This is a genomic window from Pseudodesulfovibrio sp. 7M6 (assembly GCF_050058625.1).
Lineage (GTDB): Bacteria > Desulfobacterota > Desulfovibrionia > Desulfovibrionales > Desulfovibrionaceae > Pseudodesulfovibrio > Pseudodesulfovibrio salinus.
Genome location: NZ_CP188816.1, coordinates 3,188,972 through 3,204,625, shown reverse-complemented (window position 1 = coordinate 3,204,625; position 15,654 = coordinate 3,188,972). Strand labels below are relative to the sequence as shown.

Here is a 15,654-nt window from a genome sequence, read left to right as displayed (position 1 = left end):
GAATGGACATGGCCCAACCGTATTATGATTGTGGCGGTGGATATGAACGCAGATTAGACCTTATAAGGGAAGTACCGGATCGGCCATCCTGGAGATGGCATAACCCGCAGAGGGGAAAAAAGGCGGCCCGAAAGGGCCGCCTTTCGTTTACTTGGCGTATTTTTCGATGTCCGCTTCGCGGATTTCCTTTCGTTTGATCTTGCCGCTGATGGTCTTGGGCAGTTCGTCCACGTATTCTATGACGCGCGGGTATTTGTAGGGCGCGGTCAGTTCGCGGACAAAGGCCTGGAGGGCTTTGGTCAGTTTCTCGGTTGGCTCGTAGCCGGGCGCGAGGACCACGGTGGCCTTGACGAGTTGGCCGCGCACATCGTCGGGCAGGCCGGTGACGGCGGCCTCGATGACCGATTCGTGGGCCACCAGGGCGGATTCCACCTCAAAGGGCCCGATGCGGTAGCCGGAACTCTTTATGAGATCGTCGGTGCGGCCCATGAACCAGAGGTAGCCGTCCTCGTCGGCCCAGGCCTTGTCGCCGGTGTGGTACCAGCCGTCGCATTTGACGCAGGCTGTCTTTTCCGGCTCGTCCATGTAGGCGTCGAAGAGTCCCATGACCGGCTTGTCGATGCGGATGCAGATTTCGCCTTCCTCGCCCTGCGGCACCTCGCGGCACTCATCATCCATGAGCTTGATGTCCCAGCCGGGCACGGGCTTGCCGATGGAGCCGGGCTTGGGTTCCATGAACTTGAAGGTGGCGACCTGAAGCGTGGTTTCGGTCTGGCCGTAGCCTTCGAATATCTCCAGGCCCAGAGCCTCCTTCCAGGCGTAGAATACCGAGTCGTTGAGCAGCTCGCCCGCCGTGGTGCAGTGGCGCAGGGTGGAGAGGTCGTACTGCGAGAGGTCCTCGCGCACCAGGAAACGGTAGATGGTGGGCGGGGCGCAGAAGGTGGTGATCTTGTTGTCGGCCATGACCTGGAGCAGATGAGCCGGGGCGAACTTGCCACGGAAATCCCAGACAAAGATGATGGATTTGGCCATCCACTGCCCGTAGAACTTGCCCCAGACGCATTTGCCCCAGCCCGTGTCGGACACGGTCAGATGGATGTCGTCCGGCTCCAGATCGTGCCAGAGGGCACCGGTGGTGAAGTGGGAATAGGCGTACTTGTGGTTGTGAACGACCATCTTGGGCAGGCCGGTGGTGCCGGAGGAAAAGAAGATGAGCAAAGGCTCTTTGCCGCAGGGGGTATCATCGGTGCGGGGGAAGGTCGGGGCTCCTTCCTGCAGGAGGGTGTCGTAGCCGATCCAGCCGTCGCCCGGTTCGCCTTCCACCTGCACCAGGTGCTTGAGGCCGGGACAATCGGGCCGGGCGCGGTCCACCCGTTCGTGGATGGAGTCCTCGCAGATGATGGCCGAGATGTGGGCGTAGTTGACGCGTTCGACGATGTCCTTGCGGGTCAGCAGGTTGGGCGAGGGAATGGGGACGGCTCCGATGCGGTGCAGGGCGAGCATGACCGTCCAGAACTCCAGGCGGCGGTAGAGAACAAGCATGATGCGGTCGCCTTTTTTGACGCCCCGCTTTTTCAGTGCGTCGGCCAGCTTGCAGGATGTCTCCTGAAAGAAGCGGAAGTCGAGATCACGACGGTTGTAGTCGTCGTCCACATGGATCATGGCCTGTTTGTCCGGGTCCATGCGGTCCAGCACGTCGTAGGCGAAGTTGAAGGTGTCCGGGCACTCGGGTTTGTACCGGTTTACCAGGTCCTCGTAACTCTTGTATTCCTCTTTGCTATACATCCAATATCTCTCCGTGATTCCAAATGATTGCTTTTGTTCCCATACACAGACCGGCGACCCTGCGGTCCGGACTGGCCGAAACTTCCGGCCAGCCCTATAGAATCACGTCGAGGAATTTCACGTCCCGGCCGTCCAGGCCTCGCAGGGCGTGCGGAGTTTCGGAGTCGAAGTAGAGTGAATCGCCCTGTTCCACGATGATGGGTTCCCCGCCGAGGCGAACCTCCAGGCGGCCGTCCAGGACATAGATGAATTCCTGGCCCCGGTGCGTGGTTTCTGTCATGTCGTCGCCGCTCTTGGGCGGGACCGTGATGAGGAACGGCTCCATTTCGCGCCCGGCGAACTTGTAGCCGAGGCTTTTGTAATCGTAGTCCTTGCGCCTGTCCACTGCGAAACCCTCGTCCTTGCGCACCAGTGCGTAGGACTTGAGATGCGGCTCGCGGCCCGAGATGAGGGTGGTCAGGTCCACGCGACACAGCCGGGAGACGTCGAGCAGATAGCCGACCGGGATTTCCACCTTGCCGGACTCGTACTTCTCCACCTTTTCGGCGGGCATGCCGAGCAGATCGGCCATTTCCTCAACCGACCAGCCGACCCCCTCGCGCAAGCCCACCAGGCGCGGGGCTATTTCCTTGTACTGTTCCATGCCTACCTCCTGCTATGGCAATGGATGATGCGCCGGAGACTTCTCCGGTGACCCTGGAAACCTCATTATACTGAGGTTGTTGGGATTCTTCAAAACTTTTTGATGACATTCCCCGGGGTATGCCGCCCGCTTGGTCGAGCATGGCGGCGTTGAGAGAAAAAACGGGAGCCTCTGCGAGACTCCCGGACAATCAATTCGTTCATTCTAGGCGTCCGGCCACAGTTCGCCTGCCATTTCGCGCAGTTTGTACTTTTGCACCTTGCGCGAGGCGGTCATGGGGAACTCGTCCAGGAAGGTGACGTATTTGGGGATTTTGTAGCGCGCGATCTTGCCGCGGCAGTAGTCCCGCACATCCTCCGGCGTCAGGTCCGATTCGTCCTTGAGGACCACGAACGCGCCGATCTCCTCGCCGTACTTGCCGCTGGGCACGCCCGCCACCTGCACGTCGCGCACGCCGTCCAGATGATAGAGGAACTCCTCGATCTCGCGCGGGTAGACGTTCTCCCCGCCCCGGATGATCATGTCCTTGAGGCGGCCGGTAATGGTCAGGTAGCCGTCGTCGTCCATGGTGCCGAGGTCACCGGAGTGGAGCCAGCCGTCCGCGTCGATGGTCTTGGCCGTGGCTTCGGGGTTGTTGTAATACCCCTTCATCACGTTGTAGCCCCGGCAGCAGATCTCGCCGACCTCGCCGTTGGGGCTGGGCTCGCCCGTCTCGGGATCGACCACCCGGATTTCGACCTCCGGCATGGCCGGGCCAACGGTTTCGGTCATGTGTTCGATGGTGTCGCCCGGCGTGGTCTGGGACATGACCGGGCTGCTCTCGGTCAGGCCGTAGCAGATGGTGATATCCTTCATGTTCATCAATTCCATGACCTTCTTCATGGCCGATACCGGGCAGGTGGAACCGGCCATGATGCCCGTGCGCAGGCTCGAATAGTCGAACCGCTTGAACATGGGGTGCTCCAGGATGGCGATGAACATGGTGGGCACGCCGTAGAGCGCGGTACATTTCTCCACGTCCACCGCGTTCATTACGTCCAGGGTGACGAAGTCTTCCAGAATGACCATGGTCACGCCGTGGTTGACGCAGGCCATGACACCCAGCACGCAGCCGAAGCAGTGGAAGAGCGGCACGGGCAGGCAGAGCCTGTCCCCGGCCTTGAATCCCTGGTTCCGGCCGATCCAGTAGCCGTTGTTGGTAATGTTGTAGTGGGTGAGCTGCACGCCTTTGGGGAATCCTGTGGTACCCGAGGTGTACTGCATGTTGACCACGTCGTGCACGTTGAGCTCCGCCTTGCGAGCCGCGTACTGCTCGTCGGTGATGACGGCGGCCATGGCCTGGAGCTCCGGGATGGAGTACATGCCCCGGTGCTTTTCGTGGCCGAGGTAGAAGACCCTCTTTAAATGGGGAAACTTGTCGGTGCTGAGGTGGCCCCGTTCCTGGGTCCGCAGTTCCGGGATCAGGTCATAAACCGTGGTCAGGTAGTCGTGGTCCCGGTATTCGCCGATGAGGAAGAGGTTTTCGGTTTCGGAGTTTTCCAGCAGGAACTGGAGCTCGTGGGATCGGTAGTGGGTGTTGACCGTGAGCAGGATGGCCCCGATTTTGGCCGTGGCGAACTGGAGGGTGACCCAGTAGGGCACGTTGTTGGCCCATACGGCCACTTTTTCGCCCTTTTCAATGCCGAGGGCCATGAGGCCTTTGGCCACGGTGTCCACCAGATCGTCAAACTCCCGCCAGGTAAGGCGGAAATCCCGGTCCACGTAGACAACGGCTTCGTTGTCGGGATATTTCGAGGCGGTTTCTTCCAGCAGTTGTCCGAGGGTGATTTCTCTGAGCGCTGCCATGACGACCTACTCCGGGAAGTAGAGGACGGCGTAGATTTCGGCCTTGCCCCCGGCGGAGCCGATATTGTGCGGCACCACGGAATTGTAATAGACGGAGTCCCCCGGCTCCAGAATGGATTCCTCGGCCCCGTATGTCAGGCGTACCTTGCCGGAGTGGACTACTATGAATTCCTCGCCTTCGTGGGAGGAAAGGGCGGTTTCCTTGGCTGACTCCGGCAGCATTTCGATGAAGAACGGCTCCATGTGCCGGTCGGTCTTGCTCTTGCCCAGCGAGTGGAAAATCATGCCGGGTTCGGCATCGGAGGCGTGGGTGATCAACTCGTCTTCCCGTTCGGCCAGGCGGACGATGAGCGGATCGCTCGACACCTGGTCGTCCATGAATGTTCCCAGCCGGACACCGAGCGCACGGGCCAGCTTCACCAGGGGACGGAGGGAGGGGTACATGTCGTTCTCTTCCACGGCCTTGATGAAGTCGTAATCGAGCGCAGTGCGGCTCGCCAGATCTTCGATGCTCAGCTCTTGTTTCTCACGGTAGGACTTGATGCGTTCACCGACGGTGCTCATGCTGGGAATCTCCTGAAAAAACTATGACGGTTGGACAGTTATGTAATATCTTCGTGCGCTGCGGTCGAAGACTTTGACTATTGACCCTGCTGTACCTGAAACAGGAAGGAATGTCACCATTGTCAGGCGGCAATGGCGGTGGCCTACAAAAAAGTGGGAATGCTTGCGGAGAGTCTCTTTTGCCGTTCCTGGTTTGACGCGGCAGGACCGGCAGTATAGGTTTTCGCCAATCTGCAATCAGGAGTCCGACATGTACTGGATAGCCTTTGGCGACATACACGAAGCGACCGGCGCGGTGGCGTCCATTCCCGGCCTTGCCGAGGCCGAGGGCGTCATCATCACCGGCGACCTGACCAACAGGGGCGGCCGACCTGAAGGCGAGCGCGTGCTCGATGCCGTGGCAGCCGTGAATCCCCGCATTCTGGCCCTGCCCGGCAACATGGATACCGAGGCGGTTCAGGCCGTGATGCGCGACAGGGGAGTTGACCTGCACCTGAAGGCGAGCGAGCTGGCCCCGGGCTTGGGGTGTATCGGCATCGGCCTGTCCACCCCCACGCCCTTTGGCACGCCCGGCGAGGTGCCGGAGGAGACCCTGGCCGGCTGGCTGGACGACATGGCCGCCAAGGTCCCGGAGTTCGAGCACGTCATTCTGGCCATTCACCAGCCGCCGCTTGATTCCTCGCTGGACCGGGTTTCCAACGGCATGCACGTCGGCAGCCCGGCCGTGCGCCGCTTTATCGAGCAGGTTGGCCCGGACGTGGTGGTCACCGGCCATATCCACGAGTCGCGCGCGGTGGAGACGATCGGCCAGAGCCTTGTCGTCAACCCCGGTGCCCTGGCGGACGGCGGTTACGTGCGGATAGAGTTCGAGGGCGGCGCGCTCTCGGCCAAACTTTTGGGAGTCTAGATGCCGTCCATCGGATTTGTCTGGGTGGGGAAGCTCAAGGAGTCCTTTTCCAAGGACGGGTGCGCCCTGTATCACAAGAAGCTTTCCCGGTTCTATTCCCTGGATGAGAGCGTCATCAAGGACGCGCCGGGCAAGCTGCCGCCCGAGGACAAGAAGCGCAAGGAAGGCGAGGGCATCCTGGCCAAACTCGGCAAGGGCGACGTGCCGATCATCCTGGACGAGCACGGCGACCGGCTGACCTCGCGCAAGCTGGCCGGGCGGCTGCGAGGCTGGACCGAGGCCCCGAACCAGCGTCCCGTCTTCATCATAGGTGGCCCCTTCGGCCTGTCGGACGAGGTCAAGCAGGCCGCACGCGGGGCCCTGCGTCTGAGCGACCTGACCCTGCCCCATGAACTGGCGCGTCTTGTGCTGCTGGAGCAGCTCTACCGGGCCGCGACCATTCTGGCGAACATGCCCTACCATCACGACTAGGAGGCTACCCGTGCTGGATTTTGATTACCTGGACCGTCTGCAACACTACTTCGAGAGCGGCGACTGCAAGTTCGAGTTCGACAACAACGAGGACGAGCGTCGTTTCGAGATACTGGATTTTCTGGAACGGCTGATGGAGCTGGGCGAGATCGCCGACGGCATGGCCACCAAGCTGATCTTCAAGGACGCCTATGCGTCGCTGACCACCGAAGAGGGCGCGGCGGCCGCCAAGGCGGAAGAGGCGGGGCTGCCCTTTCCTCAGGCAGGGGAGAGCGACCAGAAATAGCGGGTGGTCCCGGCCGCGGGATAACTCGTACTTTGTCCGGCGCGCCACCCCTCGGGCAGGTCGTCGGGCAGCGGATCGTTGGACAGGATGACCACGGTGCCGTCGTCCGTCAGCAGCGGCCGCACCAAATCAAGCAACTCGCGCCAGGGCATGAAGGCCCGGCTCAGGATCAGGTCCGCGCGTCGGCCGTCCGTGCCGCCCGGCGCGGTCAGGACTTCCTCGGCCTTTCCCCACAGCACGCCGGTTTCCGGCAATTGCATTCGCCCCAGCACGGAGCGCATGAAGAGCGACCGCTTTTCCCGCACTTCCACCAGCAGATAGCTTCCCTCCCGCCACATGGCGCGCAGGGGGATGCCCGGCAGCCCGGCCCCGGCCCCGAGGTCCAGGGCCAGCGGCGATTCCGGCAATTCCAGCCCGGCCAAAAACTCCGCCAGATACAGGCTGTCCACCATCAGGGTGTCGAACACGGTCTTCCAGTCCGCCTTGCCCACCAGATTCATCTTCCGGTTCCATTTGACGAGCTGGTCCAGATACAGGCCCAGAAGCGCGGCCTGCTCCGGCGTCACGGTCCGGTCCAGTCTTTTGGCGGCGGCCTCAATCTGCTTCGGTGCGGGATTGGTGGATATCATGGCCCGGCAATAGCCTGTTTCCGCCCGGCGCGCCAGTGGCACCTTGCTGCCGAAGGCGGTTGGAAACGAAGAAAGGCCCCGGAGTGGGGGCCTTTCTCAATGGAGTGTAGGATGCCATCGGAATGGCTCTTGGGAGTGTGTGCGATTCCATGTTTACCTTGCCCGGGTGTCGGGTGCATTGACCTAGGTCAACGGAAGTAAAAAAGTGGTGTAGTTTTTCTACAGATAGAGGGTGCCGATTTGGTCATCCAATTCTTCTTCCGTAATTTGGCTCATGGCGAGTTTGTTGCGCCAGGACGGGGACGTGTCGTTGATGGTGAGGGCGTGTTCCGGGCAGTCGGCCACGCAGCGCAGGCAGGCGATGCAGGCCGCCGGGTCCGCAGCCCCGGTTGCCGCATCCATTGCCCCGGTGGGGCAGTTCTCTTCGCAGAGGCCGCACAGGGAGCACTCCGTTCCCATCCTTGCGGGCAGTTGCGAGACGACCTTGAAGCGGAACGCCTCGAATTGGTCGAGTTCCGCCTCTGAGAAATTTCCGGCGGGTAGTTCTCCCGGCATGGCATTGTCTTTGCCGCTGAGACGATCGTACACGGCGTCCACATAGCGTTTTGCGAGTTCGGATTCCCTCTGGTCCGGACGCTGGGGAAAGGCCCTCCAGCCGCCCAGGTTGAAGGTGTGCGCGCCGGGGAATTCGGCGGAAGCCACTAGAGAGAAGCCCCTTTCTTCCAATATTGTCCGGGTGGATTGGTGGGCGGGATGCACAATGAATCCGCCGTAGGTGAAGAAAGTCGCGCATTTTTTTCTTTGCCCGTCCAGTGTCCGCAGCCAGTCACGTACCACGCGCGGGGCGCGGAGCGAGTGGACGGGGAACCCGAAAATCACGGCATCGCAGGCGCTGCAATCAATCGGGGGCTGGTCCGCAGTATGGGCGGTAATGTCGCAGGTCTCGACCGCCGCGCCACGTTCCCTGAGCTGTGCCGCCATCTGGCTTGCGATAGTGCGGGTATTGCCGGTGGCGGAAAAGATGACCATTGTGATTTTGAGCGGTGTTTCCTGCATAGGGCCTCTCCTGTTGTGGCTTTGCATTTTTTTGTTAGTGAACCTAACCAACTGTGCAAATTTTTTAGCCTTTCTCTTCGAGACAATCCATCCAGGCTGAGATTTCCTTGATAACAGCCTTGAACAAGTTGGCTTTTTGCTCGGCCTCCTTGCCAAAGCAACGGCGGAATACGGCATACATTTGCTCATGATACGCGGCGTGGGAAGCGCAGGCCGTTTTGCCGTCCGGGGTCAGCCAAAGGGTGACGGCCTTGGCATTGTCGGGAACGGATTGCTTTTGCACCACCCCTTTGGCGACAAGTCGCTTTATGCGTTCGGAGATGGTCGGTTTGGATACCTGCATCCGCACGGCCAGTTGGGTGACGGTGATTCCTTCTCCCTCGCCTATGGCGGCAACGGTGTGGATTTCAGCCGGGAACAGGCGGGTTTCTATGCCGAACCGGACGCCCTGGTCATGGTGCTTGCCCATCTTGTCCACCAAGGTGAGCAGGGCGCTTTGCATCTGTTCGAATTCTGTCTGCCGGGTGTCCATGAACATTTTGTAAGTAAACCTAACAAAACTGTCAACCAACGTGTTCCCCGACGCATTGGAAGGAACGTCGCTTTCAGGAGGCTTGCCTTTCCGCGTCCGAGCGGCTACCACGCGGACATGGCTTCACCTTCCCGACGCAGACCCCGCAAGCGGATACTTCCGCCGCCGCCCGCACAGTCGGCGCGCCTTTACGTGCGCGTGGACCCGTCGGACATTGCGCGGTTCCGTTTTTTGCTTGAGGGGCACGACAACCTCGGCCTGTTCACGGTGGTGAACAAGTTCGACGGCGTGCTGCTGCTCCGTTTCAGCCCCCACCAGCGGCGGGAGATGGATCGGTTTCTGGTCCAGGCGGGAGAAATGATGCAGGTGGAGCGCGTCTACAAGCCCGGCGACTAGGCCGGGTCCCTCAAGCCGATGATGCCGCGCTGGCCGATGGTCCGGATGAAGGCGGTGACGCTCAGTTCCGCTTCGCGGGGCTGGACCTGATAGCGTTTGGTGAACGCCTCCGCGATGTCGCGCACCGAGCGGCTGTCGTCGATAAGATTCCAGACAAAGGTGCCCAGTTCGTCCAGCTCCACGGTCTTTGTCATGGGGCGCCCGTCCCACAGCCCGACGGCATCGGCCACCTTGCCGAACCATGGTTTGATGGCCAGGGGGTAGGAGAGTCGCACCAGTCCGTCACCAGCCGGTTCCTCCTCCACGGCCCGGTTGCGCACGGGGACCATGCTCAGGGCTTGGCCCCGAGGCATGACCGGCGCGGGCTTTTTCTTTCTAAACAAGCCCATAGCTTTCCACCACGGCCTGGAATTCGGCCCTGTCCATGGGGTCGGTGCCGGATGCGGTCACGGCGAGGATGGCGTTGTTGCCGACAAGGCGAATCCGGCCGTGGTCGTAATTCTGGCGGCGTAACACGCGTCGGAGCCTTGAGGAGCGGCTGATGCCGGACCAGGCCAGTCCGTCATCCGCAGGCTCTGGAGAGATGGTTTTAGGCAGGTCGAGAATCTCACGGGTCCAATCGGCCAGCTCGCGGCCGCGCAAAAGCACGTCCGCGGGAACGAACCGCTCGAAGGTGAGGCGGATGCCCGGGCCTTTGCCTGCCGGAACCCGGTCCTGCGTGCGCTTTGAGCGGGGCAGCCAGTACTGCACGGTGAACCGGCCGGGCTTGAAGGAAAAGGTCTCCAGCCGGAACCGGGCCGGGACGCGTGCGTTCAGCCCGAACATAGTCCAGGGGATGGTCTTGCCGCCACGGTGGTCCCGGAATGTGGCCAGGACGGAGGCGGCGGTGTTCTCGTCCGATTCGTCCCGCACGAAGAACTGGATCAGCGCCGCCAGCCCTGTGGCCGGATGGTGCAGGGCCGCGCCCAGTCCCCGCTCCTCCCCGGCGCGCCATAAAAAACTGCGCAGGGCGAGGCCGGATTGCTCAAGCTCCCCGGAAGCCGAAGCCCAGATGGGAGGCGTGTCCGCCGGGTCCACCGGCACGATGTCCACGCCCTTGTTGCGGCGGGAGAGCTGCTTGATGTGGCGGGAAAAGGAAAAGCGGCCTTGAACCATGTTCCATTTCAGTTCGCAGGCCGGTCGTCCGTCGCACTCCAGCAGCAGGGCGTCCCGTTCCAGGGAAGCTGGCTCCCATGTCTTCGGCGTGCTCAGCCCCACTCCGTTCCAGGCCAGATCGATCATGCTATCTGGGGATGAAGTCGTTCAGATTCTGGACCCTTGATGGTCCGCCGCGCTTCTTTTCCAACTGCTCCGTCTGCTTTTTGAAGTATTCGTATTCGGAATCCAGCAGGGAATCGAGCGTCATCTTGATGGACACGCCCGGACGGATTTCGTTGTCCCGGCTCCACATGAGCACCAGGCAGACTCTCTGGCCGTCCTTGGAGAAGTCCCACTGCCAGGCGATGACATTGCGGAAGGTGTCGCCCTGATAGCTGTCCGGGTTGCCGAAGGCCTTTTTGTATTGGGCCAGGAGCTTGTCGAAGAGGGCGGTGCCTCGGTCATGGAATTTCAGTTTGATGCGTACCAGCCGGTCCTTGTCCCTGGTGTTGGCAAAGGCGAGGCTGCCGCCGCGAATACCGGGCAGGATGTCGGACTTGAGGTGCACCTCGGAGAGGAAGGGAATATCCGGAATGGGGGTTGCGGACAGTTTGTCGCAGCAATCCGAATACTTGTCTATGTCCTGGCCCAGGGTGAACCCGGCGAGGGTAAGAGGGAATCCTCGCCCGGCGAAGGCTGACGACGCTGCCAGAAGCAGGAGAAGCACAACGAGAGCAACGGTTTTTTTCATATAAGACCCCCCTTTTGCTGAAAAGGAATGTTCGCTATAGTCACAGCAACTTTTAACTAAACGAGATTTCCACCGATGGCAAAGCTTGCACACCGGAAAATAACGGGATGATTTGATGAAATTCGGATCATTCTCCCTGAGGGCGATGGCCTATTATGCCATTGCCGTTGTTGGCGGCACCATTTATGGGACCCGGGTTTGTCCGCTCATGACCGCACTGCCTCCCTGGACCTTGGGGGCAGTCATTCTGGGACCGCTGGTTGTTGCCTGCGCGTTGCGGGGTGTTGCGGAACGGTACTTGGTGGACAGCGTTCCGCCTGCGCGCCGCACCCGCCGACAGTTTCGCATGGAACTCACGTTGTTCCTCCTGGCCGGGCTGCTTTCCGCCCTCGGGCTGTTGCTGGTCTTCGGCATCCCGTTTCTGGAGAGTGGCATGAAACTGGCCGTCGGCGTCTTTGCCCTCGGCATGTTCGCCGCCCTGGACCTGGCTCTGGCCCGGGAACGGGCGGTCATAGAGAACGCTACGCGGGAGGCTGCCTCCTACGTCCCTCCAGAACGGTTCGTGCCGATGACACGCACCGTGGCTCTTGCCGCCGTGTTCATCCTGTTCCTGGTTACGGTCATCATTTTGCTCGTGCTCCTGCGCGATGCCGGGTTATACGCCGTTCAGGGACCGTATCCCGACAGCGCGGCCGCTTTCGGACGTATCGTCCTGCGCGAGGTCGTCACGGTCATCGCCATCTTGTTGTTGCTCGGCATCAATCTGGTATTCTCCTATGCCCGGAACCTGCGCCTGCTCTTTGCCATGGAAACCCGCGTGCTGGAGCGGGTGAGCCGGGGCGACCTTTCGGGACAGGTGCCCGTGGTCACGGCCAATGAACTGGGCGTCATTGCCGGGCACACCAATGATATGATCCGTTCCCTGCGCGAGGGAATGCGTATGAGGGAGGGGTTGCGCATCGCCCGCGAGATTCAGCAGCACTTTCTGCCCGACCACGCTCCCCACCTGCCCGGACTTGAAATGGCCGGGACGGCACGTTTTTCGGACGAAACCGGCGGCGACTTCTTTGACTTCATCGAGTGCGAGCTGCCCGGCTGCACCCGTTACGGCGTGGTCATCGGCGATGTCTCCGGCCACGGCATCGGCGCGGCCCTGCTCATGGCCGCAGGCCGGGCCCTGGTCCGCCAGAGCGCATCCATGCCCGCGCCTCTCTCCCAGCGCATGAACATGGCCAACCGCCACCTTGCCCGCGATGTGTCGGGCAGCGGCCGGTTCATCACACTGTTCTTCATGGAAATGGACCACAAAAACGGACGCGCCGTGTGGGTCAATGCCGGGCATCAGCCGCCGGAACTCTACGATCCGGTTTCGGACTCCTTTACCGAGCTGAAGGGCGGAGACATTCCGCTGGGTGTGGAAGGCAACTGGCTGTATCATGAACTGGAAATGGACATGCCCGCGCCAGGCCAGGTTCTGGTCCTGTCCACGGACGGCGTGAGCGAGGCCGTGAACAGCAACGGCGAGATGTTCGGTAGCGAGCGGTTGCGCCAGTCTATCCGCTCCTCAGCCGGGGGGAGCGCCCGGGATATTTTGAGAAACGTGGTCCGCAGCCTGCACGAGTTTTCCGGCAAGTCCGTGCACAGGGACGACGTGACCCTGGTCGTCATCAAGGGCGTGGAACGGAAGGCGGAGGACGAGTAGGGCGAAGGCGACCCGCTTTGCCTGGACATTTGTTCCCTAAACGCGGACTATTGCCCAATGAAAACAAAAGAAGCCTATCGTTGCGCCAATTGCGGCGCGCAGTCGCCCCGGTGGCAGGGGCAGTGCCCGTCCTGCAAGGAATGGAATACCCTGGAACCGGTCACCGTGACCAAGCGTCCGGGCCGTGCCACAAACGCCGCTACTGAAGCGTCCACCCCACAGCCGCTGGAAGATCTTGCCACGGAAAACCTCAGGGCCCGGCCTACCGGCTTGCCCTCGTTGGACGGACTCCTTGGTTCAGGACTGGTGCCGGGCGCAGCCATTCTGGTCGGCGGCGAGCCGGGCATCGGCAAGTCCACGCTGCTCTTGCAACTGGCCGGGGCCCAGGCGCGCATCGGCCACACCGCGGTCTATCTTTCCGGCGAGGAATCCCTGCCCCAGCTGCGTGGTCGGGCGGAGCGGCTGGGCCTTCTCGGTCCCGGGCTGCTGGCCGTAGCCACCAACAAGGTGGAGGATGCGCTGGCTATTCTGGACCAGCCCGAACCGCCTGAGATGCTCATCGTCGACTCGGTTCAGACGCTGGCTTCGTCCATGGCCGAAGGGATTCCCGGTTCCGTGAGCCAAGTGCGGGCCGTGGCCTCCGAACTGGTGGAAAAGACCAAGCGTACCGGAACCACGCTCATCCTGGTGGGCCATGTGACCAAGGACGGCCAGATCGCAGGTCCCAAGCTGCTGGAGCACATGGTGGACACCGTTCTCTATTTGGAGGGCGACCGCAAACATTTTTCCCGTATCCTGCGTGTGCTCAAAAACCGGTTCGGCCCCAGCGACGAACTGGTTGTCTTCACCATGAAGGAGAAGGGCCTCGAAGTGGTCGAGGACCCGGCTACCTTCTTTCTTGGAGCGCGCGATCCCTCGCTTTCGGGCACGGCCATGGCCATGGCCGTGGACGGTCAGCGGCCCTTTGCCGTGGAGGTTCAGGCCCTGGTCAGCAAGTCCTATCTCTCCATTCCCCGGCGCACGGCGTTGGGGTTCGACACCAACCGGCTCAACCTGCTGCTGGCCGTGCTGGAAAAGCGGCTTCGGATCAATCTGAGCGGTCATGATATCTATGCCAAGATTTCCGGCGGGCTGGCCACACGGGACCCCGGCCTGGACCTTGCCGTTGTGGCGGCGCTTCTCTCTTCCTTTTACGACCAGCCGTTGCCCGAGACGTCGGTGTATTGGGGCGAGATCGACTTGAACGGGCAGATACGGCCCGTTGCCGCGCATGACGTGCGCCTCAAGCAGGCGAGCAGGCTGGGACATGAGCCGGTGGTGCATTCGGATACGGCTCCCACCCTGGCCGAGATGCAGCGCATGCTTTTTGGCCGCCAACACTGATTTCGCGCCTTTCTTTGCACTGCTTCAAAAAAAAGGTGGTTTCGCGTCCTCCGAATTGATAATGGTGAGTGATGCGTTCTCCGGCGTTTTGTTCCGGGGGGATAAAATTACATCCACGGGGAGGATATTATGAGGGATAAGCTCGACTGGACCGGCGCGTGCCTGAATACGCTCGATATACGGCAATACGAATCCAGGGCGGACGAAATGGTGGCGCGGCTGCGCGAGGAGACCGGAGCGGGGCGGCTGCCTTTCCTGACCATGCCCTATGCGGCGGACCTGCGTACCGAACTGGCCCGGCTGGATACCTATCTCAAACAATTCGACCACATGCTGCTGCTCGGCATCGGAGGTTCGGCCCTTGGGGCGCGCGCGCTGCAAAAGGCGTTTTTTCCCCAGCAGGATCAGCCTGGGCACGCCGGGCCCAATCTGTGGATAGCGGACAATGTGGACGCCTATGCCCTGGAGGCCTATCTGGGCAAGCTGCCCCCGGACAAGACCGTGGTCGTCACGGTGTCCAAATCCGGCGGCACCATCGAGACCGTGGGCCAGTATTTCATCATCAAGGAATGGATGAGCCAGCAGCTTGGCGAAAGCTGGGCCGAGCACATGATTCTCGTCACCGATGAAAAGAACGGATTCCTGCGCGGCGAGGCGGACCGATACGGCATCCGCTCTCTGCCCGTGCCGGATAATCTCGGCGGACGCTACTCCGTGCTCTCCGCCGTCGGGCTTGTCCCGGCCCTTTTCCTGGGTATGGATATCGAGGCGCTCATGTCCGGCGCGCGAGCCGTCGTCGATCCTTTGGCTTCAGGCGATCTGACCGGTGAGGGACTGAAAAAGCACGCCTCGTTCCAACTGGCGACCTGGGCGGCGGCGCTCATGGACAAGGGCTACTGCGAGATGATCTTTTTCACCTATATCCCCTTGTGGGCCTGCTTCGGCGACTGGTTTGCCCAGCTGTGGGCCGAGTCCCTGGGCAAGGAAGGCAAGGGCAGCCAGCCCGTCCCGGCCGTGGGCGTAACGGACCAGCATTCGGTCAACCAGATGTTCATGGACGGCGTGCGCAACAAGGCGTGTCTGTTCCTGACCTGCCAGAACCTGCCTTCGGGCCAGAAGTTCCCGGCCGATCTGCCCGACCAGTTCGCCTATGTGCGCGGCCGCAACTTCGGCGAGCTGATCCAGGCCGAGGGGCTGGGCACGCGCATGGCCCTGTCTGAAAACGGCGTGCCGCTGGTGGAACTCAACCTGGGACTCGATACCCCGCGCGAGGCGGGCAAGCTCATCGGGCTGCTCGGCGCGGCCACCATCCTTACCGGCTGGCTCATGGGCATCAATCCCCTGGATCAGCCCGCGGTGGAACTGGGCAAACGGTTGGCCAAGGCGCGCATGGACGCCGACGGACTGGAGGAAGAGAAGAAGGCACTGAACGCCTTCCTCAACGCCGAACAGGATGTGCGGGAGTTTTAAGGCGATTGTCTTCCCGCCCCGCCTGCGGTAAGAGGAGGGGCAGTCAACGCCACATGATCGGCGTGGTGCGGGGCCGACGGGACGAGCCCGTCCGGTC

The 15,654-nt window shown here is 61.6% G+C and carries 17 protein-coding genes; 7 read left to right on the top strand and 10 right to left on the bottom strand.

Annotation, left to right across the window (positions count from 1 at the left end; genetic code table 11):
• Positions 1–147: 147 nt before the first annotated feature.
• From ACI0FG_RS14975 to ACI0FG_RS14960, 4 genes are all read right to left on the bottom strand, one after another.
• A complete protein-coding gene (locus tag ACI0FG_RS14975; RefSeq protein ID WP_419785808.1) occupies positions 148–1,785 on the bottom strand; it encodes an AMP-binding protein in 1,638 nt (545 codons plus the stop codon).
• Positions 1,786–1,879: 94 nt separating this feature from the next.
• A complete protein-coding gene (locus ACI0FG_RS14970; protein ID WP_419785807.1) occupies positions 1,880–2,428 on the bottom strand; it encodes a helix-turn-helix domain-containing protein in 549 nt (182 codons plus the stop codon).
• A 204-nt stretch (positions 2,429–2,632) separates the two neighbouring features.
• Complete coding sequence (locus ACI0FG_RS14965; RefSeq protein WP_419785806.1) at positions 2,633–4,273, bottom strand: AMP-binding protein; 1,641 nt, start codon at positions 4,271–4,273, stop codon at positions 2,633–2,635.
• Positions 4,274–4,279: 6 nt separating this feature from the next.
• Complete coding sequence (locus tag ACI0FG_RS14960) at positions 4,280–4,837, bottom strand: helix-turn-helix domain-containing protein (RefSeq protein ID WP_419785805.1); 558 nt, start codon at positions 4,835–4,837, stop codon at positions 4,280–4,282.
• Positions 4,838–5,087: 250 nt separating this feature from the next.
• Here ACI0FG_RS14960 and ACI0FG_RS14955 point away from each other — a divergent pair, with 250 nt between their 5' ends.
• From ACI0FG_RS14955 to ACI0FG_RS14945, 3 genes are read left to right on the top strand one after another with little or no spacing between them, the layout of a single operon-like run.
• On the top strand, positions 5,088–5,744 hold the full coding sequence (locus tag ACI0FG_RS14955; RefSeq protein WP_419785804.1) for a metallophosphoesterase: 657 nt from the start codon (positions 5,088–5,090) through the stop codon (positions 5,742–5,744).
• The gene (locus ACI0FG_RS14950) at positions 5,745–6,215 is read left to right on the top strand and encodes a 23S rRNA (pseudouridine(1915)-N(3))-methyltransferase RlmH (protein ID WP_419785803.1); all 471 of its coding nucleotides are present in this window, start codon (positions 5,745–5,747) and stop codon (positions 6,213–6,215) included. It abuts the gene before it with no gap.
• Positions 6,216–6,225: 10 nt separating this feature from the next.
• Positions 6,226–6,501 carry a hypothetical protein gene (locus tag ACI0FG_RS14945; RefSeq protein ID WP_419785802.1) on the top strand — a complete coding sequence of 92 codons (276 nt, stop codon included), beginning with the start codon at positions 6,226–6,228 and terminating at the stop codon, positions 6,499–6,501.
• On the opposite strand, the gene ACI0FG_RS14940 is transcribed toward ACI0FG_RS14945, so the two are convergent.
• From ACI0FG_RS14940 to ACI0FG_RS14930, 3 genes are all read right to left on the bottom strand, one after another.
• Complete coding sequence (locus tag ACI0FG_RS14940) at positions 6,474–7,130, bottom strand: 16S rRNA (guanine(527)-N(7))-methyltransferase RsmG (protein ID WP_419788398.1); 657 nt, start codon at positions 7,128–7,130, stop codon at positions 6,474–6,476. The two genes, ACI0FG_RS14945 and ACI0FG_RS14940, sit on opposite strands and share 28 nt — an antisense overlap.
• Positions 7,131–7,349: 219 nt before the next feature.
• Positions 7,350–8,186, bottom strand: a complete 837-nt coding sequence (locus tag ACI0FG_RS14935) for an EFR1 family ferrodoxin (RefSeq protein WP_419785801.1) — start codon at positions 8,184–8,186, stop codon at positions 7,350–7,352.
• Positions 8,187–8,250: 64 nt separating this feature from the next.
• On the bottom strand, positions 8,251–8,724 hold the full coding sequence (locus ACI0FG_RS14930) for a MarR family winged helix-turn-helix transcriptional regulator (RefSeq protein WP_419785800.1): 474 nt from the start codon (positions 8,722–8,724) through the stop codon (positions 8,251–8,253).
• 111 nt (positions 8,725–8,835) lie between these two features.
• Here ACI0FG_RS14930 and ACI0FG_RS14925 point away from each other — a divergent pair, with 111 nt between their 5' ends.
• Entirely contained in the window at positions 8,836–9,114 is a 279-nt protein-coding gene (locus tag ACI0FG_RS14925; protein ID WP_419785799.1) for a DUF4911 domain-containing protein, read from the top strand.
• Here ACI0FG_RS14925 and ACI0FG_RS14920 read toward each other — a convergent pair.
• The 3 genes from ACI0FG_RS14920 to ACI0FG_RS14910 are packed head-to-tail and all read right to left on the bottom strand — an operon-like array spanning position 9,111 to position 11,002.
• Entirely contained in the window at positions 9,111–9,503 is a 393-nt protein-coding gene (locus tag ACI0FG_RS14920) for a PqqD family protein (protein WP_419785798.1), read from the bottom strand. The two genes, ACI0FG_RS14925 and ACI0FG_RS14920, sit on opposite strands and share 4 nt — an antisense overlap.
• Complete coding sequence (locus ACI0FG_RS14915; protein WP_419785797.1) at positions 9,490–10,395, bottom strand: hypothetical protein; 906 nt, start codon at positions 10,393–10,395, stop codon at positions 9,490–9,492. Before ACI0FG_RS14915 ends, ACI0FG_RS14920 begins: the two co-directional genes overlap by 14 nt.
• A 1-nt stretch (position 10,396) precedes the next feature.
• A complete protein-coding gene (locus tag ACI0FG_RS14910) occupies positions 10,397–11,002 on the bottom strand; it encodes a hypothetical protein (protein WP_419785796.1) in 606 nt (201 codons plus the stop codon).
• Positions 11,003–11,117: 115 nt separating this feature from the next.
• On the opposite strand from ACI0FG_RS14910, the gene ACI0FG_RS14905 reads away from it, so the two are divergent.
• The 3 genes from ACI0FG_RS14905 to ACI0FG_RS14895 all read left to right on the top strand — a co-directional run bounded on the left by ACI0FG_RS14905 (position 11,118) and on the right by ACI0FG_RS14895 (position 15,557).
• Entirely contained in the window at positions 11,118–12,704 is a 1,587-nt protein-coding gene (locus ACI0FG_RS14905; protein WP_419785795.1) for a PP2C family protein-serine/threonine phosphatase, read from the top strand.
• 57 nt (positions 12,705–12,761) lie between these two features.
• A complete protein-coding gene (gene radA, locus ACI0FG_RS14900) occupies positions 12,762–14,087 on the top strand; it encodes a DNA repair protein RadA (protein ID WP_419785794.1) in 1,326 nt (441 codons plus the stop codon).
• A gap of 129 nt (positions 14,088–14,216) precedes the next feature.
• Positions 14,217–15,557: a glucose-6-phosphate isomerase gene (locus ACI0FG_RS14895; protein WP_419785793.1), complete on the top strand. Its 1,341-nt coding sequence runs from the start codon at positions 14,217–14,219 to the stop codon at positions 15,555–15,557.
• Positions 15,558–15,654 lie beyond the last annotated feature (97 nt).

Bases quoted from the DNA above. Each gene is read 5' to 3' on its own strand.
- ACI0FG_RS14975 (WP_419785808.1), bottom strand. From the start codon at position 1,785: ATGTATAGCAAAGAGGAATACAAGAGTTACGAGGACCTGGTAAACCGG.
- ACI0FG_RS14970 (WP_419785807.1), bottom strand. From the start codon at position 2,428: ATGGAACAGTACAAGGAAATAGCCCCGCGCCTGGTGGGCTTGCGCGAG.
- ACI0FG_RS14965 (WP_419785806.1), bottom strand. From the start codon at position 4,273: ATGGCAGCGCTCAGAGAAATCACCCTCGGACAACTGCTGGAAGAAACC.
- ACI0FG_RS14960 (WP_419785805.1), bottom strand. From the start codon at position 4,837: ATGAGCACCGTCGGTGAACGCATCAAGTCCTACCGTGAGAAACAAGAG.
- ACI0FG_RS14955 (WP_419785804.1), top strand. From the start codon at position 5,088: ATGTACTGGATAGCCTTTGGCGACATACACGAAGCGACCGGCGCGGTG.
- ACI0FG_RS14950 (WP_419785803.1), top strand. From the start codon at position 5,745: ATGCCGTCCATCGGATTTGTCTGGGTGGGGAAGCTCAAGGAGTCCTTT.
- ACI0FG_RS14940 (WP_419788398.1), bottom strand. From the start codon at position 7,130: ATGATATCCACCAATCCCGCACCGAAGCAGATTGAGGCCGCCGCCAAA.
- ACI0FG_RS14935 (WP_419785801.1), bottom strand. From the start codon at position 8,186: ATGCAGGAAACACCGCTCAAAATCACAATGGTCATCTTTTCCGCCACC.
- ACI0FG_RS14930 (WP_419785800.1), bottom strand. From the start codon at position 8,724: ATGTTCATGGACACCCGGCAGACAGAATTCGAACAGATGCAAAGCGCC.
- ACI0FG_RS14925 (WP_419785799.1), top strand. From the start codon at position 8,836: ATGGCTTCACCTTCCCGACGCAGACCCCGCAAGCGGATACTTCCGCCG.
- ACI0FG_RS14920 (WP_419785798.1), bottom strand. From the start codon at position 9,503: ATGGGCTTGTTTAGAAAGAAAAAGCCCGCGCCGGTCATGCCTCGGGGC.
- ACI0FG_RS14915 (WP_419785797.1), bottom strand. From the start codon at position 10,395: ATGATCGATCTGGCCTGGAACGGAGTGGGGCTGAGCACGCCGAAGACA.
- ACI0FG_RS14910 (WP_419785796.1), bottom strand. From the start codon at position 11,002: ATGAAAAAAACCGTTGCTCTCGTTGTGCTTCTCCTGCTTCTGGCAGCG.
- ACI0FG_RS14905 (WP_419785795.1), top strand. From the start codon at position 11,118: ATGAAATTCGGATCATTCTCCCTGAGGGCGATGGCCTATTATGCCATT.
- radA (WP_419785794.1), top strand. From the start codon at position 12,762: ATGAAAACAAAAGAAGCCTATCGTTGCGCCAATTGCGGCGCGCAGTCG.
- ACI0FG_RS14895 (WP_419785793.1), top strand. From the start codon at position 14,217: ATGAGGGATAAGCTCGACTGGACCGGCGCGTGCCTGAATACGCTCGAT.